Here is a 22,144-nt window from a genome sequence, read left to right as displayed (position 1 = left end):
GCGTATTATGGTGATAATACAGTGCGCCGATGGTCCGATGGACGGCCATGAAAAGGAATGCGAATGACAACCGTCGCCGAAGACGCCGGGACACGGACTGCCCGCCGCGCCATGATCGACAGCCAGCTGCGCACCAGCGGGGTCACCACCCCGCGTGTCGTGCGCGCGATGGAAGCGGTCCCGCGCGAGGATTACCTGCCTGCCGAGAAGCGCGGCCATGCCTATATCGACCGCGCCATCCCGCTGGCCGATGGCGGCGCGCTGGCGGCCCCCGTGGTGCAGGGCAAGATGCTGGAAGAGGCGATGCCGCAGGCGGGTGAAAAGGTGCTCGTGCTCGAAAACGGCAGCGGCTATCTTGCCGCGCTGGTCGCCGAAATGGGCGGCGAGGTGACGAGCGAGGCGGCCGCATCGGCCGCGACTTCGAAGAAGAAGGGCGATTTCGACCTCGTCCTGGTGGACGGCGCGGCCGAACAGCTTCCGCCTGCCATCGCCAAACGGCTCGGCCCGGATGGGCGCATCGTGACCGGGATCGTCGAGAAGGGCGTCACCCGGCTGGCGCGCGGAAAGCTGGCCGGCAAGTCGGTCGCCCTCCTCCCGATCGGCGATGTCGGGATGCCGGTGATCGCTGCCTTTGCGGCCGAGAAAAGCTGGACGTTCTGACATGGCCAAGGGGGGTTTCGCTCTTTTGTGCGGCGCGGCGCTGGCTGCAGTCCTTGCCGTGCCGGCCTCTGCCGACACGCTGAAGGAAGCGCTGGCCGAGGCTTACCGAAACAACCCCACGCTGGAGAGTGCGCGGGCCCAGCAGCGCGCGCTGGACGAGAACGTGCCGATCGAGCGCGCCGACGGGCTCCCTTCGGTCTCCGGCAATGCGAGCTATTTCGAATTCCTCGAAGGCCAGGGCAACGCCGCCCGTAGCGCGGGTGCCGGCATCGATCTCGGCGTGCCGCTGTATACCGGCGGCGCGGTCCGCCGGTCGGTGCAGGCGGCCGAAACGCGGGTCGAGGCCGGGCGCGCGGACCTGCGCGGCACCGAAAGCTTCCTCTTCACCCAGGTTGTCGGCGCCTACATGGACGTAATCCAGAACGAGGCGATCGTCGGTCTGTCGCAGGCCAACGTGAACGTCCTGCAGGTCAATTTCGAAGCCACGGGCGACCGGTTCGAAATCGGCGACCTGACGCTGACCGACGTGGCGCAGTCCGAATCGCGCCTTGCCCTTTCGCGCAGCGACCTGCGTTCCGCCCAGTCGAACCTTATCAACGCGCGCGAGCGCTATATCCAGCTTGTCGGCTCCGAACCCGACGACCTGCAGCCGCCGCCGCCCCTGCCCGGCCTGCCCGCCTCCCCCGAGGAAGCGGTCGCCATCGCGCTCGACAACAACCCGGACCTGATCGCCGCCGTGGAACGCGCGCGGGCTGCCGGGCTGGACGTCGATATCGCGCGTGCGGGCCGCCTGCCGCGGGTCGAAGGCTTCGTGAACGCGGGCTACGACAACACGCTCGGCTCGGTCGACACGGACGGCCTGCCGGTGGGCGTGGTCGTGACCGACGGCTCGACCGCCGTGACCGCGGGCGTGCGCGCCTCCATCCCGATCTTCACCGGGGGGCGCACGGGCGCCTTCATCCGCCAGTCGCAGGCCCGACGCGAAGCCGCGCTGGAGCAAGTCATCGCCGTGGAGCGCGACATCATCGCGCAGGTTCGCGGCGCCTATGCCAGCTGGGAAGCGGCCAATGCGATCATCGCGTCGACGCAGGTCGCGGTCGACGCGGCGGAGCTCAGCCTGGAAGGCGTGCGCGCGGAAAACAGCGTCGGCAACCGAACGGTGCTCGACGTTCTGAACGCAGAACAGGAATTGCTCCGCAGCCGCGTCCAGCTGGTGACCGCGCGGCGCAACGCCTATGTCGCTGGCTTCTCGCTGCTGGCCGCGATGGGCCGCGCCGAGGCGCGCGACTTGGGGCTGGAGGAATACGGCCCGCTTTACGATCCGGCGCTCAATCTCGAGCGGGTTCGCGGGCAGGTGTGGGACTGGTCGAACGAACCCGATCCGGTCGCCAGCGCCACAAGGACCGTTGACACCGAAGCGCAGGACGGCGAAATCTCCGACCAGCCCTGATTCATGGTTAACCGCCATCGGGGCAGTGTCGGGGCCAACCGGGGACAAGCCATGCCGCACGAAAGCGAACCGTCGGTCGAGGAAATCCTCGCCTCCATCAAACAGGTGATCGCGCGCGACAACCGCGACGCGGCGCAGGCGCGCAAGGAACGGCTGGGCGACCGGATGGACGCCGTGCCCGAACCCGTCGATGCGGACGAGGCCGAAGATATTCTCGACCTTTCCGATGCCGGTGAGATGGTGTCTCACGATGACGACATCCCCCCGGCAGGCGGCCTGATCGACGAGCAAGTCGAACGCGGCATGCGCGACAGTTTCGCAGCGCTCTCCATGCTCGCCGAACCGGGCGCGAAGCCGCAGATCGTGCGCTCCGGCGAAACCTCGCTGGAAGGGCTGGTGCGCGAGATGCTGCGCCCGATGCTGGCCCAGTGGCTCGACCAGAACCTGCCGCCGATGGTGGAGCGGATGGTGCAGGCCGAAATCGCGCGTATCGCGGGCAAGCGCGGCTGAACCACGCCCGCAAAGGCGCCCTCCCCCAATCTGTTCATTTGCCAGCGCGCGCCGCGGTGCTAGTCAGGCGCGCATGAAAACGCTCCTGTCCAGCGCCGCCGTTGCGCTCGCCCTCACCGCCGCCCTCGCCGCTTCCCCCGCTCTCGCCGACGACCATGACGACGATCCGCGCCCGATGACGGCTCTGGACCTCGTTACTGCGCCCCGGCTCGGCTCCCCGGTCGTCTCCGCCGACGGGGCGATGCTCTGGACCGTCACCGCCACCGATCCGGAAAGCTTCGCCCGCAGCACCGCTATTCATTACGTCCCCGCCGGCGGCGACACCGATGCGCCGATCACACTCAATTTCGCGGGCGACGCCTCCAGCTTCGAATTCGCGCCTGACGGCTCGGTCTATTTCCTTTCCTCGCGCATGGAAGGGCGCAGCCAGCTGTTCCACGCGGTGCTGGGCAGCGAAGGCGTGTCCGCCATCCACCAGGTCTCCCGCGTCGATGGCAATGTGGCGGGCTTCGACCTGTCGGGCGATGGCAGCAAGGTCGTGCTGATGGGCACGTTCTCGCGCGAATGCGCCACTTTCGGCTGCAGCACACCGGCAACCAGCCTGCCCGGCCCCGGGACCGGCCGCCTCTATGACGGCGACGGCGGGTTCTACCGCCACTGGGACGGCTGGGAGCAATCCGGCATCTACAACCGCGCCTTTGCCTTCCCCATCGACAACGTCGTGACCGGCGCGGGTACTCCGCTCGACGGGCCGGCGGGCGACGGCGCGCTCGTGGCGAACACGCCGACCATGCCTTTCGGCGGGGGCGAGGATATCGCCTGGGCTGCCGACGGCGGCAGCGTGTTCTTCGCCGGCCGCGTATCCGACGGCGAGGAGCCCACTTCCACAAACGTCGATATCTACCGCACGGACCTGGCCACCGGCGCGGTCCGCAACCTGACCGACGCAAACGATGCCACCGACACGATGCCGGCGCCGTCGCCCGACGGGCGCTACCTCGCCTATCTCGCGATGGCGCGGCCCGGTTACGAATCGGACCGGCTGGTGGTGCAGCTGCACGATCTGGCGACGGGCGAGACCCGCGCGCTCACGCAGGATTTCGACCGCAGCTTCCACTCGCTCAACTGGACGCCCGACTCGCGCTGGATCGTGGCGACGGCAGGCGACGTGCTGGACGATCCGGCCTTCCGCATCGATCCGCGCAGCGGCGAAGTCACCCGGCTCGACCTTGTGGAAGGCAACGAGGCGCGCATCGGCGTGGCCGCCATCCTGACCGGCAACCGCATCGTCTTCACCCGCAATTCGGTCGCCGCGCCGAGCGAGATTTATCTTTCCGACGGCTGGCAGGGCTCCCGTCGCCTGACCGACGTGACCGCGTCCGATTTCGAGGCGCTGGCGCAGGTGGAAACCACCCGCTTCAACTTCGCAGGCGCCGGCGGCGATAACGTCTGGGGCATGATCCACAAGCCGGCATGGGTCGAAGGGCCGCTGCCGGTCGTGCTCTACGTGCACGGCGGGCCGCAGGGCTCTTTCAACGACGGCTGGTCCAGCCGCTGGAACCCGCGCGTGGTGGCGAGCCAGGGCTATGCCGTGGTCTCGATCGATTTCCACGGCTCCACCGGGTACGGCCAGGCCTTTACCGACAGCATCAACCGCGACTGGGGCGGCAAGCCGCTGGAAGACCTGCAGCTCGGCCTTGCCGCCGCGCTGGCGGGCGACAGCCAGCTCGATGGCAGCCGCGCCTGCGCCATGGGCGCGTCCTACGGCGGCTACATGATGAACTGGATTGCGGGGAACTGGGCCGACCGGTTCGACTGCCTGGTCCAGCATGACGGCCTGTTCGACATGCGCAGCTTCTATTACACCACGGAAGAACTGTGGTTTCCCAAATGGGACTTCGGCGGCAGCTATTCGGAGCAGAAGGCGCTCTACGAACGCTGGAACCCGGTGAACTATGTCGACAATTGGCAGACGCCGATGCTGGTCATTACCGGCGAGATGGATTTCCGCGTGCCCTATACGCAGGGCCTGGCCAGCTTCACCGCGCTGCAGGAGCGCGGCATCGACAGCCAGCTGCTGGTCTTCCCGGATGAGAACCACTGGGTGCTGAAGCCGAAGAACTCGCTGCAGTGGCACAACACGGTCTTCGACTGGCTCGACAAGCACCTGTCGCAGTGAGCCAGCGGTCTTGAGCAAGGGTATCGCCAAGGCGGAAAAGGCGCTGGCGAAGATCGGTGGCGGCCAGATCGAGCGTCACATCTTCATCTGCGCCATTTCCGACAAGCAGAAATGCTGCAAGCGCGCGGAAGGCGAAGCGGCGTGGAAGTTCCTGAAGAAGCGGATGAAGCAGCTGGGCCTCGCCGGGCCGCGCCGCGATGCCGCGCTCGGCAAGGGGCCGGGCGGCTTCCAGCGAACCAAGGCCGATTGCCTGCAGGTGTGCGAGCAGGGACCCATCGCGGTCGTCTGGCCGGACGGCATCTGGTACCACAGCTGCGACGAGACCGCGCTCGAGCGGATCCTGCAGGAACATTTCATCGGCGGCGTGCCGGTGGAGGATTACCGGCTCCGCCCGGCCGTGAAGGAATAGGCGCTCAGTCCTTCTTGCCCCAGTCGCCGTCGAATTCGTCTTCCAGCGGGTCTTCGACCGATTCGTCGTGACCGGTGCCGCTGGAAAGGAACACCAGTCCCATCAGCGCCGATGTCGCCAGCATGGCAAAGCCGATGCCGAGCGCGGTCGCGATGTAGAAATGCACCGAAACCAGCCCGTTGCTGCGGTAAAGCAGCACGAGTGCGATAATGACGACGCCTATGGTGATTGCCAGCATCAGCCGCATCAGGCGGCGGAACCGCGCCCAGGCGAAGGCGGCATTTTCGGGGTTCTCGAGCGGCGACTTGCGCTGCGGTCGGCTGGGGGGCTTGTCGGGCATGGCTGCACAGATGGCGGTTCTGCGCACGGTTTCCTAGCCCCGCCGTTACTCGAAGCCGCGGCCAATCTGGCAACGCGCACGAATTTCTGGCATGCTCCCGATACCCGGAAGTGAGGAGGCAGCCCATGAAGATTTCGCAATTGCTCGGCCAGATGGAGCGCGAAGTCATCGGTTGCTCGACCGGGGAGACCATGGCCGAAGCCGCAATGATCCTTGCCGACAAGCGGATCGGGGCCATGCCCGTGTTCGATTCGGGGCAGGTGGTCGGCATCGTGTCCGAACGCGACATCCTCTACGGCATCGCCAACGACGGCGAGGCGATCCTGCAGAAATCGGTCGGCGAATGCATGACGTCGCCGCCCATCACGGTCGATCCCGAAGCAAGCATCAACGAAGCCCTCGGCCTGATGACGCGGCGCCGCATCCGCCATTTGCCGGTGATGCGGGGCACGGAGATGATCGGCTTCCTGTCGATCGGCGACCTCGTCAAGAACCGCATGGACGAGATCGCGGGCGAGGCCGACGCGATGCGCGAATATATCGCCACGGCTTGAGCGCGCGCCCTTCCCCCCCTACATCGGTCCCATGGCCGATACCCAAGCCCCGACCCTGACGGACTCCGCCGCCAAGCGCGTGGCGTGGATCGCCGAGCGGCAGAACAAGCCCGCGATCCTTCGTCTTTCGGTCGAAGGCGGCGGCTGTTCGGGCTTCCAGTACAAGTTCGACCTCGCCGAGGGACAGGAAGACGGCGACCTTGTCAGCGAAACCGCCGGGGTGAAACTGGTCGTCGACCCTGTCAGCCTCGATCTCGTTTCCGGGAGCCAGGTCGATTTCGTCGAATCGCTCGGCGGCGCGGCGTTCCGGGTCGAGAACCCGCAAGCGGCGGCCGGCTGCGGCTGCGGCTCCAGCTTCGGTATCTGACGCCCCTCGTGCGCATCGCCAGCTTCAACATCAACGGCATTAAGGCGCGCCTGCCGCGGTTGAAGGAATGGCTGGAAGAAACGCGCCCCGCCGTCGCCTGCCTGCAGGAAATCAAGACGATGGACGAGGGCTTTCCCGCGTCCGAGTTCGAGGAGATCGGCTACAAGGCGATCTGGCACGGGCAGAAGAGTTTCAACGGCGTCGCCATCCTCGCCGACGGAACAGCGCCGGTGGAAACGCAGCGCGGCCTCGGCATCGACGGCCCGAAGGAAGGCGAGGGCGAACAGGCCCGCTATCTCGAAGCGGATGTGAACGGCATTCGCATCTGCAACCTCTACCTGCCCAACGGCAATCCGCAGCCCGGGCCGAAATTCGACTACAAGCTTGCATGGATGGAGCGGCTGCGCGCCCGCATGGCGGAGCTTTCCGCGCGCGAGAAGCCGACCGTGGTGCTCGGCGATTTCAACGTCATTCCGCGCGACAGCGATGTCTGGTCGGTCAAGGCCATGCAGGACGATGCGCTGATGCAGCCCGAGTCGCGCGATGCCTATTTCCGCATGCTCGGCGACGGGTGGACCGACGCCATCGGCAGCCTGAACCCGCGCGGCGGCGTGTGGACCTACTGGGATTACCAGGCCGGCGCGTGGCAACGTGATCACGGCTTCCGCATCGACCACCTTCTCCTTTCGCCCGAAGCCGCCGACCGGATGGTCGCCGCCGGGGTCGACAAGGAACATCGCGGGCGCGAGAAAGCGAGCGATCACACACCGGTCTGGGTCGAACTGACCGACTGATGCACGAAAAACCCCCGCCCGGACGGACCGGACAGGGGCTGCGTTGCAGTTATGCTGCCGCTCAGCGGTAGAAAATGTGGTTGTTAACCTGCGCCACGCGGGTCAGGCGCCAGCGCGGATTGACGTAGACCGCGTGGAAGAACGTCGCGCCCTTGGCCGGGCTGTCCCACAAGTCCTGGTGCGCGATGCGGGCGATTGCCTTGGCGTCGCGCCAGGCCTTGCTCGACGTGTTGATCGCGGGGATCGCACCGCCGCGCACGAAGGAGAACTGCGAACGCTGAAGCACCACGCCGCAATAGCTGTCGGGCCAGCGGCTGGATTCGGTGCGGTTGACGATGACGCGGCCCACGGCCAACTGGCCGGCGAGCGGTTCGCCCTTGGATTCGAAATAAATCGCGCCGGCAAGGCAGTGCATGTCGCGCGAAAGCTCGCCCGAGGTGTCCATGCTTGCCACCAGCTCACGCAGCGAGGCGGCTTGCGCCGGCGTCGCGTTGGCGGCCGCATCGGCAGCGACCTGCTCGGGATCGAGGGGCTGGACCACCGGCTCGGACACGAAAACGATGTCGCTTTCGTCCGTCTGCGCCTCGGTGGCCGGATCGGCGACTGCACCTTCGACAGGGGCCGCCGTGGAAACAGTGGTTTCGCTTGCTTCGGTCGCCGCATCCTGGGCGAGGGCGCCGGGGCCTTCGGCCCCTGCAAGCGTGGCAAAAATCGTGGTCGCCACCCCAAGGGTGACGGCGCGCTTCATGAACTTCATTTTCCAGAACACTTAGGGCGGTGGTCGGACCTGCGCAGGCTGACGGTTACCGGCCGCATCCCATTCGCGGCTTATATTATTGGTTCCGTCCTTCTTCGGCCTGCCGGCCGGCCCCCGTCTGCGTGCTAATGCTGCTCACCGAATTGTGAGCGCGCACCGCCTGCGCATCCAAGTTGCGGGTGGCCAAGTAGCGGCCTTTCCCCGAACGTCAACTTTCGGTTCCCTTAATTCCGACGAACCGTTCACCATTGTCGATATCCAGTTCCAGAACCCAGCAATCGGGATCGGAATTCGCCCTGCGCTGCCAATATTCGGAAAATTCCAGAGGCTTTTCAAAGTCTTCCGATTTTGTCAGGGTCCATTTTCGGCCGCCGTCCAGATCTGGCATCCGTTCATAAAGTCTGCCGTTGCGGCCGTTCTCGCAACAAATGACAAGGATTGTACCGGCGTCGCGTTCACCTTTGGAAAGCACGGTTGCAAAACCGCCTTCGGCCTGGACCGCGCGGATCAATCCCGAAATTTCGACGTGGGCGGGCAGGCGCGCTTCGCCCTCGCTCATCCGATTCGCCTCAACGGGCGGGGCCATAGCCGGGCAGGCCCGACAGCGGGATCCGGCTGCGCATGAAAGTGCCTGTTCCGCGCCCGATTTCCTCGCCCTCGGCATCGACCAGCCGCGATTCGGCCACCAGCACGCGCCGCTTGCCGCTCACCCAGCGCCCTTCTGCGGTCACCAGCCCTTCGCGCACCGGCTTGGTGAAATGGAGGTTGAAGCCGGTGGTCAGCAGGAAGCGGTCGCTCACCAGCGTGTTCGCGGCATAGAAAGCCGCATCGTCGAGCATCTTGAAATAGATCGTCCCGTGGGCCGCGCCGGCGGCATGGTAGACCTTGCCGGTCACTTCGAAAGTGATCCGCGCCTCGCCCTGCCGTTCGATTTCCAGCCGGGAGGCGAAGAGTTCGTTGATCGCGGCCGATGCGTAAAGGCCTTCGAGCGCGCGCCAGTGGCTCGCCGCGCCTGCGGCAAGGGCGGGATCGCCTTCAGGCGGCATCGCGCTCCCCGGCATCGGTCATCACGCCGCGCAGCGTATCGCTGGTTTCGGCCGCCAGCAAGCGCTCCAGCAGCGCATCGTCCCTGAGCATGCGTGACATGGCGGCGAGCGCATGCAGGTGGGTGGCGCCGGCATCGGTAGGCGAAAGCAGGGCGAAGACCAGTTCCACCTTCATCGCATCGGCGGCGGCAAAGTCGATCGGCTCCGGCAGGCGGATCAGTGCGGCGACCGGGCGCTTCAGCCCGGCATAGCGCGCGTGCGGCATCGCGATCCCGCGCCCGAAGCCGGTGCTGCCAAGCTTCTCCCGCTCTTCCAGCCCTGCAAGCACGGCAGCGGGATCGAACTCGTAAACCTCGGCAAAACATGTCGAGAGCAGGCCCAGGATATCGGATTTGGTCGCAATCGACCCGTCGGCGGCCGTCAGGATCGCCTTGGGGTCGAGCAGGAAATTGGCAGGCATCGCGTAAACTTCGTCGTATTCGATCGTTCCGCAGCGAGGGGCGGGCCACGAAGCGGGCCCGCAAGCGCTGCACCTTTCGGTGGGGTCCGGCCTCGCTCTCCCAGCAAAGCCGCCGGCGTCAGGACGGTTCGACCCAGCCGATCGATCCGTCGCGTCGGCGATAGACCATATTGTGCGAGCCGGTGCCAGCATTTTTGAAGAACAGCGCGTCCGTATCGCGCAGGTCGAGCATCATCACGGCATCCGACACGCTCGCTTCGGGAATGTCGCAGCGCGTTTCCGCGACGATGGCGGGGGCGTCGGCAACTTCCTCCACCTCGTCCTCGTCGCTGTCGTCGCGCGCGGCGAAAACGGTGTAGGCCGCCTCCTCCTCGCGCGCGCTGAACTGGGCGCGTTCGTGATTATCGGTCAGGCGGCGTTTGTAGCGGCGGACCTGCTTGTCGATCTTGGCCGCCGCCTGGTCGAGCGCCTGGTGCGCATCATGCGCTTCGGCATGGGCTTTCAGCACCAGTCCCTGGATCACATGGGTCACGATATCGCAGGCGAAAGCACCGGCGGGCGCCTTGGAAAACGTGACCTGCGCCGAAATGGCCTTGCTGAAGTACTTCTCGACAATGGAGGACAGCCGCTCCTCGGCATGTTCCTGCAGCGCTTCGCCGGTTTCGACCTGGTGGCCTGACACGCGAATTTCCATTGTCGGTTCTCCTTCTTCGATGGCCCGATGGGGACGGGCCGGTGATTGCGTCCGCCGTCAGCTTTGCCAGGCGGGCTTGTCCATCCGGCCGATAAACTCCGCGTGGCGGGCAAGTTCCTCGGCGCTGGCGGAATGTGGGCGGGCAGGGCGCACCTCGCGGTCCGCGCGCGGGGTGTAGACATGGCGCTCGGGGGTGGCAGCGCCGCTCTCTTCCGCAGCAAGCTCCAGCCCGATCTGCCGGCCGCCGGTCAGCTCGACATAGACCTGCGCCAGCAGTTCGGCATCGAGCAGCGCGCCGTGCTTCGTCCGGTGGCTGCGGTCGATCCCGTAGCGGGTGCACAGCGCATCGAGCGAGAGTTTCGCGCCGGGGTGCTTCTTGCGCGCCAGCGCCACCGTATCGACCATCCGGTCGAGCGAGACTTCCTCGGTATTGCAGAGGCGCAGTTCGTTGTTGAGGAAGCCGAAATCGAACCCGGCGTTGTGCGCGACAAGCGGGGAATCGCCGATGAAATCGAGCAATTCGCGCGCCTTTGCGGCGAACAGCGGCTTGTCGGCCAGGAACGCATCGCCGAGCCCGTGCACCGCCTCGGCCTCGGACGGCATGGTCCGCTCGGGATTGAAATAGGCGTGGTAGGAATTACCGGTCGCAACCCGGTTTACCATCTCGATACATCCGATTTCGACCATGCGGTCGCCCGTCTTGGGGTCGAGGCCGGTCGTTTCGGTATCGAAGATGATTTCTCGCATCGGTCCTTCCGATATCGGCGCTGCATGGGCCGCTTGCAAGGTGCCGAATCAGCCCGCGCGCAATTTCGCGACCAATTCGCGCACCGCCTGCCGTGTTTCGGCAAGGCTGGTGCCGGTGTCGACGACATAGTCTGCTCGCGCGCGCTTTTCCGCATCGGGCGTCTGGATCGAGAGGATATGGGCGAACTTCTCCGCCGTCATGCCGGGGCGGGCGAGCACGCGGGCGCGCTGCACGTCGTCGGGCGCGGAGACGACCACGACCGTGTCGACCGCCGCATGGCCGCCTTTTTCGAATAATAATGGGATGTCGAACACCACCAGCGGCGCGCCGGCGTGTTCCAGCAGGAACTCGGCCCGCGCCTCCGCCACCGCGGGATGGACGATGGCTTCCAGCCGGACGAGCGCCTCAGGGTCGCCGAAGACCTGCCCGCCGAGCGCGTCGCGGTCCACGCCATCGCCGCCCGTCGAGCCGGGGAATGCGGCTTCGATCGCGGGGAGGAGCGCGCTGCCGGGACCCTGCATCCGCCGCACTTCGGCATCCGCATCGAACACCCGCACGCCTTCTGCGGCGAACATGGCGGCAACGGTCGACTTGCCCATGCCGATCGATCCGGTGAGGCCGACGATACGAGGACGGCTCATGCGATCAGCCTCTGGCGCAGTTCGGCATCGCATTCGCGCGGGGCGGGCTGGCCGAAGAAGCGTTCGAATGCGGCGGCCGCCTGGCCGACCAGCATCGATAACCCGTCAATGGTTTGGAAGCCGGCCGCGCGGGCACCGGCCAGAAAGACGGTTTCGACCGGGTCGGTGACGATGTCGTAGGCGATGCTGCCGGGCGGGGCATGGCTCCAGTCGAAGGGGAGGGCGGGCTGGCCCCGCATCCCGAGCGGAGTTGCATTGACGACAAGGTCGCAGCACCCCTCGCGATCATCGAAGGCGAAGTCGGTCGGCCCGGCGAAATGGGCGAGCGGGGCCGCGTGATGCTCGCCCTGCGGGGCAAGCTCGGCGAGCAGCAGGTCAGCCTTTGCCGGATCGCGCGCGGCGACCACGAGCGTGAACCCCGCATCGGCCAGTGCGGCGACGATGGCCCGTGCCGCGCCGCCTGCCCCCAGGATGCGCGCCATGCGGAAATAATGCCGGCCGGCCAGGGTTTCCCGCAAGGGCTCGAGGAAGCCCGCCGCATCGGTGTTGCTGCCGACCAGTGCCTCGCCCTCGCGATAGACCGTGTTCACCGCACCGATGCGCCGCGCGATATCGTCGATCCGGTCGAGATGCGGCAGGATCGCCTGCTTGTGCGGCATGGTGACGTTGCAACCGCGCCAATCCGGGTCGGAATGCCGCGCGGCGACATATGCCTCAAGATCGGCCGGCGCGACGCGATGCGCGCGGTAGTCCGCATCGATATCCAGCTTCCCCAGCCAGAAATTGTGGATGGCGGGCGATTTCGACTGGGCGATCGGATCGCCGATCACCTCGGCGTAGGGTTTGCTCATGCCGGCAGCTCTTCCAGCGCCCGCAGCGCGCCGAGGACCGGCAGCAGCGGCATGCCGAGGACAGTGAAGTGGTCGCCTTCGATCCGTTCGAACAGCTGCACGCCCATCGCCTCGATCCTGAATACGCCGACGCACTGGCCGACCTCCGGCCATTCGGCAGCGAGGTAGCGGGTGATGAAATCCTCGCTCAGCGGGCGCACGACGAGCCGCGCCTCTTCCACGTGGCTCCAGCGCAAGTGCCCGCCGAGCGCCAAGGCCGCGCCCGAATGGAGGTGCATCGTCTTGCCGGAGAAAAAGCGCAAATGCTCCGCAGCCTGCGCCCGGCTGGCCGGCTTGTCGAAGCGGCGTCCGTCCACCGACACCACAGAATCGCTGCCGAGCACCGGCCGCATCCCGCCGTCGACCGACAGCGCCTTGGCCTCTGCCAGGGCGAGCGCCACGCTGGCCGGGGGAACTTCGCCCAGCGACGCTTCCAGCGCGCGCTCGTCCAGTGCGGCAGGCACGGGCGTGAAATCGACCCCTGCGGCGTCGAGCATCGCGCGGCGCGACGCGCTCTTGGAGGCAAGCACGATCATCCCGAAATCCCCACCCTGTCGCCTGCGGTCTGCGCATCGCGCTCGCTGATCAGGCGGATGATCGCCGCGGCGGTTTCCTCGATCGAACGGCGCGTGACGTCGATCACTGGCCAGCCGTTGTCGGCGAACAGGCGGCGGGCGAAACGCACCTCCTCCTGCACGCGCTGCGCATCGATATAATCGGTCTGTTCCTGCTCGTTCAGCGACAGCAGGCGGTTGCGGCGGATCTGCACCAGCCGTTCCGGCGCCGTCGTCAGGCCGACGATCAACGGGCGCTTCAGGCTGAAAAGCTTGTTTGGCGGCGGGCTTTCCACGACTAGCGGGATATTCGCGGTCTTGTAGCCGCGATTGGCGAGATAGATGCTGGTCGGCGTCTTCGAGCTGCGCGACACGCCAGCGAGCAATATGTCCGCTTCCTCCCAGTTGTCCCAGCCGATCCCGTCGTCATGGGCGATGGTGAACTGGATTGCCTCGACCCGGCGGAAATAGGCCGCGTCCATCGCGTGCTGGCGGCCCGGCCGGCCTTTCGCTTCCTGGCCAAGGTGGCTGGAAATCGCGTCCGTCACCTTGTCGAGCGCATCGACCGCGGGCAGGCCGAGCGTCCGGCACTTCTCGTCCAGCGCGCGGCGTACGTCGGGATTGACGAGGGTATAGATGACGAGGCCGGGCTTCGCCGCCACATCCTCGATGATCCGGTCGAGCTGGGCCTGGCTGCGCACCATCGGCCAGAAATGCCGGACGACATCGGTATCCTCGAACTGGGCGAGGCTGGCCTTGGCGATCATTTCCAGCGTTTCGCCGGTGGAATCGGACAGGAGGTGGAGGTGGGTCTTGCTCAAGCGAAATCCCGGTCTTCAGCGGGGCGCAGAGCCCCTGTGCACAGACATGGGCATAAACCACGGGACATGCCTGCCGACAAGTTCGGGACGGATTTGCTGCCCGTTTCCCGCTTACGGGCGAGCAGGGTTGCACCCATGTGGGCGGGCTTTTGGACAGGCTGTGGGCAACGGGGACAGGTTTTGTTTGACTCCCGAGTCAGCCAGAGTCGCATCGCCTCCGCCCCCTGTTCATCGCGGGAGAAATCGGGCAGGGCGCTGCAATCCCCGCTTTCCACAGGGCCAACAGACTCCATCTACCTTTCATAAAATCATTTTTAATTGGATTGATCACCTCGATGCCTGGTCCTCTCCTCGACACATTGCGCGGAAATATCGCGTCCACGCCCCCGGTCTGGTTCATGCGGCAGGCAGGACGCTACCTGCCGGAATACCGCGAATTGCGGGCAGAGAAGGGCGGGTTCCTGGAACTGGTCTACGACACCGCTGCCGCGGCCGAAGTGACCGTCCAGCCGCTGCGCCGCTTCGCTTTCGACGGGGCGATCCTGTTTTCCGACATCCTGATCGTGCCCTACGCCATGGGGCAGGACCTGCAGTTCCTGGCCGGCGAGGGGCCGCACCTGTCGCCCCGGCTTGCCGATGCTGCGCTGGAGGACCTGTCGCCGGCGATGGAGCGCTTGGCGCCCATCTATGACACGGTGCGGCAGGTCCGCAGCATGATCGCGCCGGAGTGCACCATGCTGGGCTTTGCCGGCTCCCCGTGGACGGTCGCGACCTACATGGTGAACGGCGAGGGGTCGAAGGACCAGATGGCAGCGCGCAGGATGGCCTATGCCGACCGCGATCGCTTCGCCGCGCTGATCGACCGGATCGCGGACGTCACCGTGGAATATCTGTGCGGCCAGATCGAAGCCGGGGCAGAGGCCGTGCAATTGTTCGACAGCTGGGCGGGCAGCCTCGCCCCGCGCGAATTCGACCGCTGGGTGATCGAGCCCAACGCGGCCATCGTCAGCGCCGTGCGCAAGCGCCATCCCGAAGCGCCCATCATCGGCTTTCCCAAGGGTTCCGGCGCGAAGCTTCCCGATTATGCCGCGGGGACCGGTGTGGACGGTTTAGGGCTGGACGAGACGGTCGATCCCGAATGGGCCGTGCGGGTCCTGCCCACCGGCCTGCCGCTGCAGGGCAATCTCGATCCTCTGTTGCTGCTTGCCGGCGGAGACGCGCTCGATCGCGGGGTGGACGCCATCCTTGAGACATTCGCGGGCCGGCCGCATATCTTCAATCTCGGCCACGGCATCGACCGGACGACACCCATCGCCCATGTCGAATGCGTGCTGGAGCGGGTTCGCAACCGCGCCTAGAGCGCCTATAGGCACGCGTCATGGACCTGCTGAACACCCTCTATTTCTGGCTCAAGGCCGCGCATATCATTTTCGTCATCTTCTGGATGGCGGGCCTGTTCATAGCGCCGCGCCAGCTCGTCTACATGCACGCCGCACCCGCGGGATCCGACGAGGAAGCGCTGTGGGCGGAGCGCGGGGCGACGCTGCGGCGCGTGATCCTGACGCCGTCGCTGGTGGTCGTATGGGTCCTCGGCCTGCTGCTGGCGGTCACCATCGGCGCGTTCGACCAGGGCTGGTTCCATGCCAAGCTGCTGCTGGTCCTGGCCATGTCGGCCTATCACGGCTGGATCGTCAGCCGGGCCAAGGCGATGGCGCGGGGCGAGCGGCCGCTCACCGAACGCCAGCTGCGCCTGTGGGGCGAGGTGCCGGCCGTGCTGGTGGCGCTGATCGTCATCCTGGTGATCGTGAAGCCCTTCTGAGCCGGTAAAACGGCAGGTCGTGCCGCGAATACCGCCGCGCGATGCTGCGGTGAATTGACGGGCCAGCCAGCGAGGCCTATCTCGAACCCGACCGGTGGACTCGCAGCTTTCATTCGCGACGTCCGGCCTGCTTTCTCCAAGCCCTTACGGCCCGCCGGCTCTCACGACTTTCGAATACGGAAAACACGACACATGCATCTTAAAGAACTCAAGCAGAAAGCGCCCGCAGAGCTGGTCGCGATGGCCGAGGAAATGGGCGTCGAGGGCGCCAGCACCATGCGCCGCCAGGACCTGATGTTCGCGATCCTGAAAGAGGTTGCGGACGACGGCGAGGAAATCATCGGGATGGGCACGATCGAAGTGCTCAACGACGGTTTCGGCTTCCTGCGCAGCCCCGAGGCGAACTACCTCGCCGGGCCGGACGATATCTACGTCTCCCCCAACCAGGTCCGCAAATGGGGCCTGCGCACCGGCGATACGGTGGAAGGCGAAATCCGCGGGCCGAAGGACGGCGAACGCTATTTCGCGCTGACCAAGCTGCAAACGGTCAATTACGAGGATCCCGACCAGGTCCGCACCCGGACCAATTTCGACAACCTCACGCCGCTGTACCCGGAAGAGAAGTTGAATCTCGACACGCTCGACCCGACGGTGAAGGACAAGTCGGCCCGCGTGATCGATATCATCAGCCCGCAGGGCAAGGGCCAGCGCGCGCTGATCGTCGCCCCGCCGCGGACCGGTAAGACGGTGCTGCTGCAGAACATCGCCAAGGCGATCACCGACAACCATCCCGAAGTGTTCCTGCTGGTCCTGCTGGTCGACGAACGGCCGGAGGAAGTCACCGACATGCAGCGCAGCGTGAAGGGCGAGGTGATCTCCTCCACCTTCGACGAGCCTGCCACGCGCCACGTGCAGGTTGCCGAAATGGTGATCGAGAAAGCCAAGCGCCTGGTCGAGCACAAGAAGGACGTTGTCATCCTGCTCGATTCCATCACCCGCCTCGGCCGCGCCTACAACACCGTGGTGCCGAGCTCGGGCAAGGTGCTGACCGGCGGTGTGGATGCCAACGCCTTGCAGCGCCCGAAGCGCTTCTTCGGTGCGGCGCGCAACATCGAGGAAGGCGGCTCGCTTTCCATCATCGCCACCGCGCTGATCGATACCGGCAGCCGAATGGACGAAGTGATCTTCGAAGAGTTCAAGGGCACCGGCAACAGCGAAATCGTGCTCGACCGCAAGGTGGCCGACAAGCGCATCTTCCCGGCACTGGACGTCGGCAAGTCCGGCACCCGCAAGGAAGAGCTGCTGGTGGACAAGGACAACCTGTCCAAGATGTGGGTCCTGCGCCGCATCCTGATGCAGATGGGTACGATCGATTCGATGGAATTCCTCCTCGACAAGATGAAGGATTCCAAGACCAACGAAGATTTCTTCGCCACGATGAACCAGTAAGGAAAGCGCGCGGTGGCAGCGGACATCTTCATGGTGGTCGGCTGCACCGGCGCGGGCAAGACGACCTATGCGCGGACCCTGGCCGACGAGATCGGCGGGGTCCGTTTTTCCATCGACGAATGGATGATGACGCTGTTCTGGGCCGACAGCCCGCAGCCGATCCAGTTCGCCTGGACGATGGAGCGGGTAAACCGCTGCGAAGCTCAGATTTTCGCGCAAGTGCAGCAACTGGCGAGCCGCGGGGTGCCCGCCGTGCTCGATCTGGGTTTCACGAAGAGGGACCACCGCGACAAGTTCCGCGCGCTTGCAGAAGACGCGGGACTCTCGGCCGTGGTGCATTTCGTCGATGTTCCGGCTGATGAGCGCTGGTACCGCGTCAATCGCCGCAACAAGGAGCGCGGCGAGACTTACGCGATGGAAGTCACCCGCGACATGTTCGACTTCATGGAAGGCCTGTGGGAGCCGCCGGACGAGGCCGAATGGAGCGAGGGCGGCGGACGCCGTATCGACGGTTCCTCCCCGCCATGACCACGTCCCGCCCGAACTTCGCCGTGGTCACCGGCGCGCCGGGCGGGGGCAAGTCGACTTTGCTGGATGCAGTTGAGGCCCGCGGAGTCGCGATCGGACCCGAAGTCGCGCGGACCATCCTGCAGGCACCCGGCGGGATGGAGCTACGCGCGTCCGATCCCGTGGGCTTCGCGCATGCGATGCTGGACGCGCAACTCGAAAGCTGGGCGCGGTTCTCGGATAGCGATGGACCCGTCCTGTTCGACCGCGGTTTTCCAGACATCGTGGGTTTCCTGCGGGTCGAAGGCCTGGCGGTGCTGGGCGAGATCGATCGCGTGTGCCGCGAATATCGCTATGCCGGGCCGGTCTTCCATGCCGCCGCGTGGCGGGAGATCTACCGCCAGGATGCACAGCGGATCCAGTCATGGGAGCAAGCCGTCGCCAGCGATCGTGCGGTCGCTGCCGCGTGGCGCGACTATGGCTATAAGCTGATCCCGTTGCCCGAAACGGACCCGGCGGACAGGGCCGCTTTCGTTCTCGAACGGCTCTGATCAGTCCGCGCGCTGGCAGTCGAAAGTCTCCGCGCTCGCCGCGTTCCATGCATAGGCGAGCGGGGTGGAATCGGCATCGTCCAACAGCTGGCCGGGCTCCACGAAGGTGTATATCCGGTCGACGGCAGAGGACTTTGCGCCATTCAATCGCTCGCGCATGTCTGCCGGGGTGATTGACCAGGGATCTGGTAACCCCATCGCCACCACGATTTCGCGCAGGGAATGCAGGGTCTGGCGCTGGAAGCGGGCGACGCGCGGTGCCTTGTCCTCGATCACCAGGCCTTGCTGCCGCCACGCCTTCTGCGTTGCGACGCCCGTCGGGCAGTTGCCGGTATGGCATTGCATCGACTGGACGCAGCCGAGCGAGAACATGAAAGGCCGCGCGGCATTGCACCAATCGGCACCCAGCGCGAACATCTTGGCCATCTGCGCGCCGGAATGGATCTTGCCCGAAGCCGCGATCTTCACCGCATCGCGCTGCCCGGTCCCGACGAGGGCGTTGCGGACCCAGATCATCCCTTCGCGCAGCGGCATGCCGACCGAATTCGACAGCTCCAGCGGCGCCGCGCCGGTGCCGCCTTCGGCCCCGTCCACGGTAATGAAATCGGGCGTGAGGCCGGTCTTCCGCATCGCCTTGGCCAGCGCCATCACCTCGTGCGGCTTGCCCACGCACAGCTTGATGCCGACCGGCTTGCCGCCCGAAAGCTCCCGCAGCCGTGCCAGCCATTCCAGCAGTTCGATCGGGGTTGAAAAGGTCGAGTGTGCCGCCGGGGAGGTTACCGTCTGGCCCACGGGAACGCCGCGTGCCTCGGCAATCTCTTGCGTGACCTTGTCGCCGGGGAGAACGCCGCCGTGGCCCGGCTTTGCGCCCTGGCTCAGCTTGACCTCTATCATCTTGACCTGAGGATCGGCTGCATTGTCGGCGAATTTTGCGGCATCGAAACTGCCGTCGTCCGCGCGGCAACCGAAATAGCCGCTACCGATTTCCCAGGTCAGGTCGCCGCCGTGCTTGCGGTGGTAGCGGCTGATGCTGCCTTCGCCCGTGTTGTGCAGGAAACCACCCTGTTTCGCGCCCAAATTGAGCGCCTCGATCGCGCGGGCGGACAGCGAGCCGTAGCTCATGGCGGAAATATTGAGCAAGGAGCTGGAATAGGGCTGGGCGCAAGTCCCCCGCCCAATATCGAGCCGCCACGTATCGGGAACGTCGGCCTTGGGCACGATCGAATGGCTCAGCCACTCGTATTCGTCGGAATAGACGTCGAGCTCGGTACCCATGGGATGGGCGTCGAGATCGCCCTTGGCACGGGCATAGATGAGCGCGCGTTCCTGGTGACTGAAAGGCCGCCCGTCGAGATCGTCCTCTACGATATAGGCCTGCGCAAACGGCCGCAGGTCTTCCATGATCCAGCGGATGCGAGCCAGGAGCGGGTAATTCCGCCTAAGTGTATGGTCGGACTGGAAAAAGTCCCACACCGCCAGCGCCAGGGCAGGGCCGAGAAGGAACAGCGACGGCCACCACAGCCACACGCCCAAGGCACATAACCCCAGCAGGATCAGCGGGATTGCGTAGCGCCAGGGCATCGCCTGCCCGCCTTATCCCAAGTGCTCCTTGAAGAAGGCATCGGTGCGGCTGTCGGCAAGCTGCGCACCTTCCTCGTCACGCCGCTCCCCGAACTGGGTGGCAAAGCCGTGGTCGAGGCCGGGATAATCGTAAAGCGTGACCTTGGGGTGGTCGTCCAGCCCTTCGTGCATCGCCTTTTGCGTGTCCTTGTCGACGAAGCCGTCTTCTTCCGGGATATGCAGCATCAGCGGATTCGCGATGGAGGCTTTCTCGCCCAGCAGGTTGTCCACCCCGACCGCGTAGTAACCGACCGTCGCGTCGCTGTCGGTCCGCGCCGCGGTCATGTAGGCGAGCCTTCCGCCGAGGCAGTAGCCGACCGCGCCGACCTTGCCGCATCCCTCGTTCTCGCGGATATGCTTGATCGTCGCCTCGATATCGCGGACGCCATGATCCTGGTCTAATTTGCCGAAGTAATCCAAGGCCTTGTTCATTTCCGGCTCGATATCGGGGTCGAGCTCGATGCCGGGTTCGAACTGGTGGAACAGGTCGGGCGCGACGGCGAGATAGCCTTGCTCGGCCAACACGTCGCACTTGCGCCGGATACCCGCATTCACGCCGAAGATTTCCTGGATCACTACGATGGCCGCAGTCGGAGTGTCGGCCGGCCGGGCGACGTAGGCTTCGAACGTATGGCCGCCATCGAAGGAATTGATGGTAACGTTGGTGGTCATCTCGGCTGGTCCTTCCCGCTGATCGATTATCGCTGCCCGCCCTTGGCAGGGGCGCGTGTTTCCACCATCTAAGCGTCATGTTGCAAAGGGGGTTCCCATGAAAGTCAATATCGAGATCGACTGCACACCGGAGGAAGCGCGCCAGTTCATGGGGCTTCCCGATGTCGACAAGGCCAACGCGGTCTATGTCGAGCAGTTCACGAAAGCGATGAAGGGCGTCTCCAACCTCGACCAGCTGCAGGACTATGCCCGGCAGATGGCGCCGATGGGCCAGATGGGCCTGAAGCTGTTCCAGGATTTCGTCCAGGCGAGCTCCCGCACGGCGGGCGGCAAGACCGACAAGGCCGACGACTAAGTTCGAATTCCTGTCAGTGACCGACACGATCTTCGCCCTGTCGAGCGGCGCGCCGCCCGCTGCTATCGCGGCCATCAGGATTTCCGGCCCTGCCGCTGGCGAGGCTTTGGCCAGCCTGACGGGTCGTTTTTTCGAACCGCGCCGCACCGCTCTCGCTCGCCTGCGCGATGGCGCGGGTGCGACGCTCGACGAAGCGCTCGTGCTGTGGCTGCCGGGACCGGAGAATGCGACAGGCGAGGATACGGCGGAACTCCATTGCCATGGCGGGCGGGCGGTGGTCGCGGCGGTCATGTCGGCGCTGTCCGCGATGGAGGGCCTGCGTCCGGCCGAGCCGGGCGAGTTTACCCGGCGCGCCTTTGCCAATGGCCGGCTCGACTTGGCCGAGGCGGAAGGGCTGGGCGACCTGTTGGCCGCAGAAACCGAGCTGCAACGCCGCGCCGCGATGGATTTCGCCGGGGGAGGGTTCTCGCGGCAGATCGCGGCATGGAACGAGCAGGTTCTTCGCCTGTCGGCGGAAGTGGAAAGCGCGCTCGATTTTTCCGATGAGGACGATGTGCCGGAGCCGGACGCCGAATTTCGGCGGCGGGTGGACGCACTTCGCAGCGAACTGGACACGTGGCTGGAACGGCCCGCGGCCGAAAAGTTGCGCGAGGGATACCGTGTTGCGCTAGCAGGTCCGCCCAATGCCGGGAAATCTACGCTTTTCAACGCCTTGATCGAGCGGGAAGCAGCGATCGTCTCCGACATCGCCGGGACGACCCGCGATGTGATCGAGGCCCCGGTGGCGCTCGGCGGAGTGCCGTTCACTTTCGTTGATACCGCCGGACTGCGGGGCGAGACCGACGACGCGATCGAGCGCATCGGCATCGATCGCGCGGACGCCGAACTGGCGCGCGCCGACTGCGTTCTGTGGCTCGGCGAAGAAGGCGGGGGGCCCGCCGGTGCCGTCGAGATTTCGCCACGCGCGGATCTGGCGGGTGAGGGCAAGGCGGACGGTCATGCCGTATCGGCCATCACGGGGCAGGGTATCGGCGAGCTGAAAGCCATCCTGATCGAACGGGCGCGGGATGCGTTGCCGAAGCCGGGGGAGGCCGCCCTCAACGCGAGGCAGCGGACGCATCTGGCGGCGGCTGCAGAGGCGCTCGGACGGGCAGCGGGGCAAGCCGACTGGATCTTGCTCGGCGAAGAATTGCGGACTGTCCGGGCGGCGTTCGATCGCTTGCTTGGGCGCGCCTCGACCGAGGATATGCTCGACACGCTGTTCGCGCGCTTTTGCATCGGGAAATGATGTTCCACG

Annotated in this window: 28 protein-coding genes; 15 read left to right on the top strand and 13 right to left on the bottom strand. The window is 65.8% G+C overall.

The annotated features are described in order from the left end of the window. The first annotated feature begins 63 nt into the window (after positions 1-63). From VCJ71_RS09765 to VCJ71_RS09745, 5 genes are all read left to right on the top strand, one after another. Positions 64-660 (top strand): protein-L-isoaspartate O-methyltransferase family protein, encoded by a 597-nt coding sequence (locus tag VCJ71_RS09765; RefSeq protein WP_324640775.1) that lies wholly within the window; start codon positions 64-66, stop codon positions 658-660. 1 nt (position 661) lies between these two features. Beyond that, entirely contained in the window at positions 662-2,110 is a 1,449-nt protein-coding gene (locus tag VCJ71_RS09760; protein ID WP_324640774.1) for a TolC family outer membrane protein, read from the top strand. A gap of 51 nt (positions 2,111-2,161) precedes the next feature. Continuing rightward, positions 2,162-2,620 carry a DUF2497 domain-containing protein gene (locus VCJ71_RS09755; protein ID WP_324640772.1) on the top strand — a complete coding sequence of 153 codons (459 nt, stop codon included), beginning with the start codon at positions 2,162-2,164 and terminating at the stop codon, positions 2,618-2,620. Between the two features lie 73 nt (positions 2,621-2,693). Further along, on the top strand, positions 2,694-4,799 hold the full coding sequence (locus tag VCJ71_RS09750) for a S9 family peptidase (RefSeq protein ID WP_324640771.1): 2,106 nt from the start codon (positions 2,694-2,696) through the stop codon (positions 4,797-4,799). A gap of 10 nt (positions 4,800-4,809) precedes the next feature. Beyond that, on the top strand, positions 4,810-5,208 hold the full coding sequence (locus VCJ71_RS09745; RefSeq protein ID WP_324640770.1) for a (2Fe-2S) ferredoxin domain-containing protein: 399 nt from the start codon (positions 4,810-4,812) through the stop codon (positions 5,206-5,208). Positions 5,209-5,212: 4 nt separating this feature from the next. On the opposite strand, the gene VCJ71_RS09740 is transcribed toward VCJ71_RS09745, so the two are convergent. Further along, a complete protein-coding gene (locus tag VCJ71_RS09740; protein ID WP_324640769.1) occupies positions 5,213-5,548 on the bottom strand; it encodes a hypothetical protein in 336 nt (111 codons plus the stop codon). Between the two features lie 125 nt (positions 5,549-5,673). Here VCJ71_RS09740 and VCJ71_RS09735 point away from each other — a divergent pair, with 125 nt between their 5' ends. From VCJ71_RS09735 to xth, 3 genes are read left to right on the top strand one after another with little or no spacing between them, the layout of a single operon-like run. Beyond that, complete coding sequence (locus VCJ71_RS09735) at positions 5,674-6,102, top strand: CBS domain-containing protein (RefSeq protein ID WP_324640768.1); 429 nt, start codon at positions 5,674-5,676, stop codon at positions 6,100-6,102. A gap of 31 nt (positions 6,103-6,133) precedes the next feature. Next, a complete protein-coding gene (gene erpA, locus VCJ71_RS09730) occupies positions 6,134-6,469 on the top strand; it encodes an iron-sulfur cluster insertion protein ErpA (protein WP_324640767.1) in 336 nt (111 codons plus the stop codon). A gap of 8 nt (positions 6,470-6,477) precedes the next feature. Further along, positions 6,478-7,263 (top strand): exodeoxyribonuclease III, encoded by a 786-nt coding sequence (xth, locus tag VCJ71_RS09725; RefSeq protein WP_324640765.1) that lies wholly within the window; start codon positions 6,478-6,480, stop codon positions 7,261-7,263. 61 nt (positions 7,264-7,324) lie between these two features. Here xth and VCJ71_RS09720 read toward each other — a convergent pair whose 3' ends face one another. From VCJ71_RS09720 to VCJ71_RS09675, 10 genes are all read right to left on the bottom strand, one after another. Continuing rightward, positions 7,325-8,020, bottom strand: coding sequence for a cell wall hydrolase (locus tag VCJ71_RS09720; RefSeq protein WP_324640763.1), 696 nt, complete (start codon positions 8,018-8,020; stop codon positions 7,325-7,327). A gap of 208 nt (positions 8,021-8,228) precedes the next feature. After that, on the bottom strand, positions 8,229-8,579 hold the full coding sequence (locus VCJ71_RS09715) for a DUF1491 family protein (RefSeq protein WP_324640762.1): 351 nt from the start codon (positions 8,577-8,579) through the stop codon (positions 8,229-8,231). 10 nt (positions 8,580-8,589) lie between these two features. Further along, on the bottom strand, positions 8,590-9,066 hold the full coding sequence (locus VCJ71_RS09710; RefSeq protein ID WP_324640761.1) for a PaaI family thioesterase: 477 nt from the start codon (positions 9,064-9,066) through the stop codon (positions 8,590-8,592). Next, a complete protein-coding gene (locus VCJ71_RS09705; RefSeq protein ID WP_324640759.1) occupies positions 9,056-9,526 on the bottom strand; it encodes a PTS sugar transporter subunit IIA in 471 nt (156 codons plus the stop codon). The genes VCJ71_RS09710 and VCJ71_RS09705 overlap by 11 nt, the downstream gene beginning before the upstream one ends. Positions 9,527-9,644: 118 nt before the next feature. Further along, a complete protein-coding gene (gene hpf, locus VCJ71_RS09700; protein WP_324640758.1) occupies positions 9,645-10,220 on the bottom strand; it encodes a ribosome hibernation-promoting factor, HPF/YfiA family in 576 nt (191 codons plus the stop codon). Between the two features lie 57 nt (positions 10,221-10,277). Next, a complete protein-coding gene (gene dnaQ / locus VCJ71_RS09695; RefSeq protein WP_324640757.1) occupies positions 10,278-10,967 on the bottom strand; it encodes a DNA polymerase III subunit epsilon in 690 nt (229 codons plus the stop codon). A gap of 48 nt (positions 10,968-11,015) precedes the next feature. Further along, positions 11,016-11,609, bottom strand: coding sequence for a dephospho-CoA kinase (coaE, locus tag VCJ71_RS09690; protein ID WP_324640756.1), 594 nt, complete (start codon positions 11,607-11,609; stop codon positions 11,016-11,018). Beyond that, on the bottom strand, positions 11,606-12,460 hold the full coding sequence (gene aroE, locus VCJ71_RS09685) for a shikimate dehydrogenase (protein ID WP_324640755.1): 855 nt from the start codon (positions 12,458-12,460) through the stop codon (positions 11,606-11,608). The genes coaE and aroE overlap by 4 nt, the downstream gene beginning before the upstream one ends. Beyond that, positions 12,457-13,035, bottom strand: a complete 579-nt coding sequence (locus VCJ71_RS09680; protein ID WP_324640754.1) for a Maf family protein — start codon at positions 13,033-13,035, stop codon at positions 12,457-12,459. The genes aroE and VCJ71_RS09680 overlap by 4 nt, the downstream gene beginning before the upstream one ends. After that, a complete protein-coding gene (locus tag VCJ71_RS09675; RefSeq protein ID WP_324640753.1) occupies positions 13,032-13,874 on the bottom strand; it encodes a pyruvate, water dikinase regulatory protein in 843 nt (280 codons plus the stop codon). Before VCJ71_RS09675 ends, VCJ71_RS09680 begins: the two co-directional genes overlap by 4 nt. 335 nt (positions 13,875-14,209) lie before the next feature. On the opposite strand from VCJ71_RS09675, the gene hemE reads away from it, so the two are divergent. The 5 genes from hemE (at position 14,210) to VCJ71_RS09650 (ending at position 18,200) form a co-directional block, all read left to right on the top strand. Next, entirely contained in the window at positions 14,210-15,232 is a 1,023-nt protein-coding gene (gene hemE, locus VCJ71_RS09670; RefSeq protein WP_324640752.1) for a uroporphyrinogen decarboxylase, read from the top strand. A 20-nt stretch (positions 15,233-15,252) separates the two neighbouring features. Continuing rightward, positions 15,253-15,693: a CopD family protein gene (locus tag VCJ71_RS09665; RefSeq protein ID WP_324640751.1), complete on the top strand. Its 441-nt coding sequence runs from the start codon at positions 15,253-15,255 to the stop codon at positions 15,691-15,693. Between the two features lie 192 nt (positions 15,694-15,885). Beyond that, a complete protein-coding gene (gene rho, locus VCJ71_RS09660) occupies positions 15,886-17,142 on the top strand; it encodes a transcription termination factor Rho (protein WP_290136447.1) in 1,257 nt (418 codons plus the stop codon). A gap of 12 nt (positions 17,143-17,154) precedes the next feature. Continuing rightward, positions 17,155-17,670: a P-loop nucleotide/nucleoside kinase family protein gene (locus VCJ71_RS09655; protein ID WP_324640750.1), complete on the top strand. Its 516-nt coding sequence runs from the start codon at positions 17,155-17,157 to the stop codon at positions 17,668-17,670. Further along, on the top strand, positions 17,667-18,200 hold the full coding sequence (locus VCJ71_RS09650; protein WP_324640749.1) for an AAA family ATPase: 534 nt from the start codon (positions 17,667-17,669) through the stop codon (positions 18,198-18,200). Before VCJ71_RS09655 ends, VCJ71_RS09650 begins: the two co-directional genes overlap by 4 nt. Here the strand turns inward: VCJ71_RS09650 and VCJ71_RS09645 are convergent, their stop codons facing one another. After that, the gene (locus VCJ71_RS09645) at positions 18,201-19,781 is read right to left on the bottom strand and encodes an FMN-binding glutamate synthase family protein (protein WP_324640748.1); all 1,581 of its coding nucleotides are present in this window, start codon (positions 19,779-19,781) and stop codon (positions 18,201-18,203) included. Between the two features lie 12 nt (positions 19,782-19,793). Next, positions 19,794-20,492, bottom strand: coding sequence for a dienelactone hydrolase family protein (locus VCJ71_RS09640; RefSeq protein WP_324640747.1), 699 nt, complete (start codon positions 20,490-20,492; stop codon positions 19,794-19,796). Between the two features lie 97 nt (positions 20,493-20,589). On the opposite strand from VCJ71_RS09640, the gene VCJ71_RS09635 reads away from it, so the two are divergent. Both VCJ71_RS09635 and mnmE read left to right on the top strand, forming a co-directional pair. Next, positions 20,590-20,847, top strand: a complete 258-nt coding sequence (locus tag VCJ71_RS09635; protein ID WP_324640746.1) for a DUF6489 family protein — start codon at positions 20,590-20,592, stop codon at positions 20,845-20,847. A 16-nt stretch (positions 20,848-20,863) separates the two neighbouring features. After that, complete coding sequence (gene mnmE / locus VCJ71_RS09630) at positions 20,864-22,135, top strand: tRNA uridine-5-carboxymethylaminomethyl(34) synthesis GTPase MnmE (RefSeq protein ID WP_324640745.1); 1,272 nt, start codon at positions 20,864-20,866, stop codon at positions 22,133-22,135. Positions 22,136-22,144 lie beyond the last annotated feature (9 nt).

Origin of the sequence: Pseudoblastomonas aquimaris, from assembly GCF_035481675.1 — a bacterium.
GTDB lineage: Bacteria > Pseudomonadota > Alphaproteobacteria > Sphingomonadales > Sphingomonadaceae > Alteriqipengyuania_B.
This window is presented reverse-complemented; position numbering and strand designations above follow the sequence as displayed.

Coding starts and splice junctions, on each gene's coding strand:
- VCJ71_RS09765 (WP_324640775.1), top strand. CDS start 64: ATGACAACCGTCGCCGAAGACGCCGGGACACGGACTGCCCGCCGCGCC.
- VCJ71_RS09760 (WP_324640774.1), top strand. CDS start 662: ATGGCCAAGGGGGGTTTCGCTCTTTTGTGCGGCGCGGCGCTGGCTGCA.
- VCJ71_RS09755 (WP_324640772.1), top strand. CDS start 2,162: ATGCCGCACGAAAGCGAACCGTCGGTCGAGGAAATCCTCGCCTCCATC.
- VCJ71_RS09750 (WP_324640771.1), top strand. CDS start 2,694: ATGAAAACGCTCCTGTCCAGCGCCGCCGTTGCGCTCGCCCTCACCGCC.
- VCJ71_RS09740 (WP_324640769.1), bottom strand. CDS start 5,548: ATGCCCGACAAGCCCCCCAGCCGACCGCAGCGCAAGTCGCCGCTCGAG.
- VCJ71_RS09735 (WP_324640768.1), top strand. CDS start 5,674: ATGAAGATTTCGCAATTGCTCGGCCAGATGGAGCGCGAAGTCATCGGT.
- erpA (WP_324640767.1), top strand. CDS start 6,134: ATGGCCGATACCCAAGCCCCGACCCTGACGGACTCCGCCGCCAAGCGC.
- VCJ71_RS09720 (WP_324640763.1), bottom strand. CDS start 8,020: ATGAAGTTCATGAAGCGCGCCGTCACCCTTGGGGTGGCGACCACGATT.
- VCJ71_RS09715 (WP_324640762.1), bottom strand. CDS start 8,579: ATGAGCGAGGGCGAAGCGCGCCTGCCCGCCCACGTCGAAATTTCGGGA.
- VCJ71_RS09710 (WP_324640761.1), bottom strand. CDS start 9,066: ATGCCGCCTGAAGGCGATCCCGCCCTTGCCGCAGGCGCGGCGAGCCAC.
- VCJ71_RS09705 (WP_324640759.1), bottom strand. CDS start 9,526: ATGCCTGCCAATTTCCTGCTCGACCCCAAGGCGATCCTGACGGCCGCC.
- hpf (WP_324640758.1), bottom strand. CDS start 10,220: ATGGAAATTCGCGTGTCAGGCCACCAGGTCGAAACCGGCGAAGCGCTG.
- dnaQ (WP_324640757.1), bottom strand. CDS start 10,967: ATGCGAGAAATCATCTTCGATACCGAAACGACCGGCCTCGACCCCAAG.
- coaE (WP_324640756.1), bottom strand. CDS start 11,609: ATGAGCCGTCCTCGTATCGTCGGCCTCACCGGATCGATCGGCATGGGC.
- aroE (WP_324640755.1), bottom strand. CDS start 12,460: ATGAGCAAACCCTACGCCGAGGTGATCGGCGATCCGATCGCCCAGTCG.
- VCJ71_RS09680 (WP_324640754.1), bottom strand. CDS start 13,035: ATGATCGTGCTTGCCTCCAAGAGCGCGTCGCGCCGCGCGATGCTCGAC.
- hemE (WP_324640752.1), top strand. CDS start 14,210: ATGCCTGGTCCTCTCCTCGACACATTGCGCGGAAATATCGCGTCCACG.
- VCJ71_RS09665 (WP_324640751.1), top strand. CDS start 15,253: ATGGACCTGCTGAACACCCTCTATTTCTGGCTCAAGGCCGCGCATATC.
- rho (WP_290136447.1), top strand. CDS start 15,886: ATGCATCTTAAAGAACTCAAGCAGAAAGCGCCCGCAGAGCTGGTCGCG.
- VCJ71_RS09650 (WP_324640749.1), top strand. CDS start 17,667: ATGACCACGTCCCGCCCGAACTTCGCCGTGGTCACCGGCGCGCCGGGC.
- VCJ71_RS09645 (WP_324640748.1), bottom strand. CDS start 19,781: ATGCCCTGGCGCTACGCAATCCCGCTGATCCTGCTGGGGTTATGTGCC.
- VCJ71_RS09640 (WP_324640747.1), bottom strand. CDS start 20,492: ATGACCACCAACGTTACCATCAATTCCTTCGATGGCGGCCATACGTTC.
- VCJ71_RS09635 (WP_324640746.1), top strand. CDS start 20,590: ATGAAAGTCAATATCGAGATCGACTGCACACCGGAGGAAGCGCGCCAG.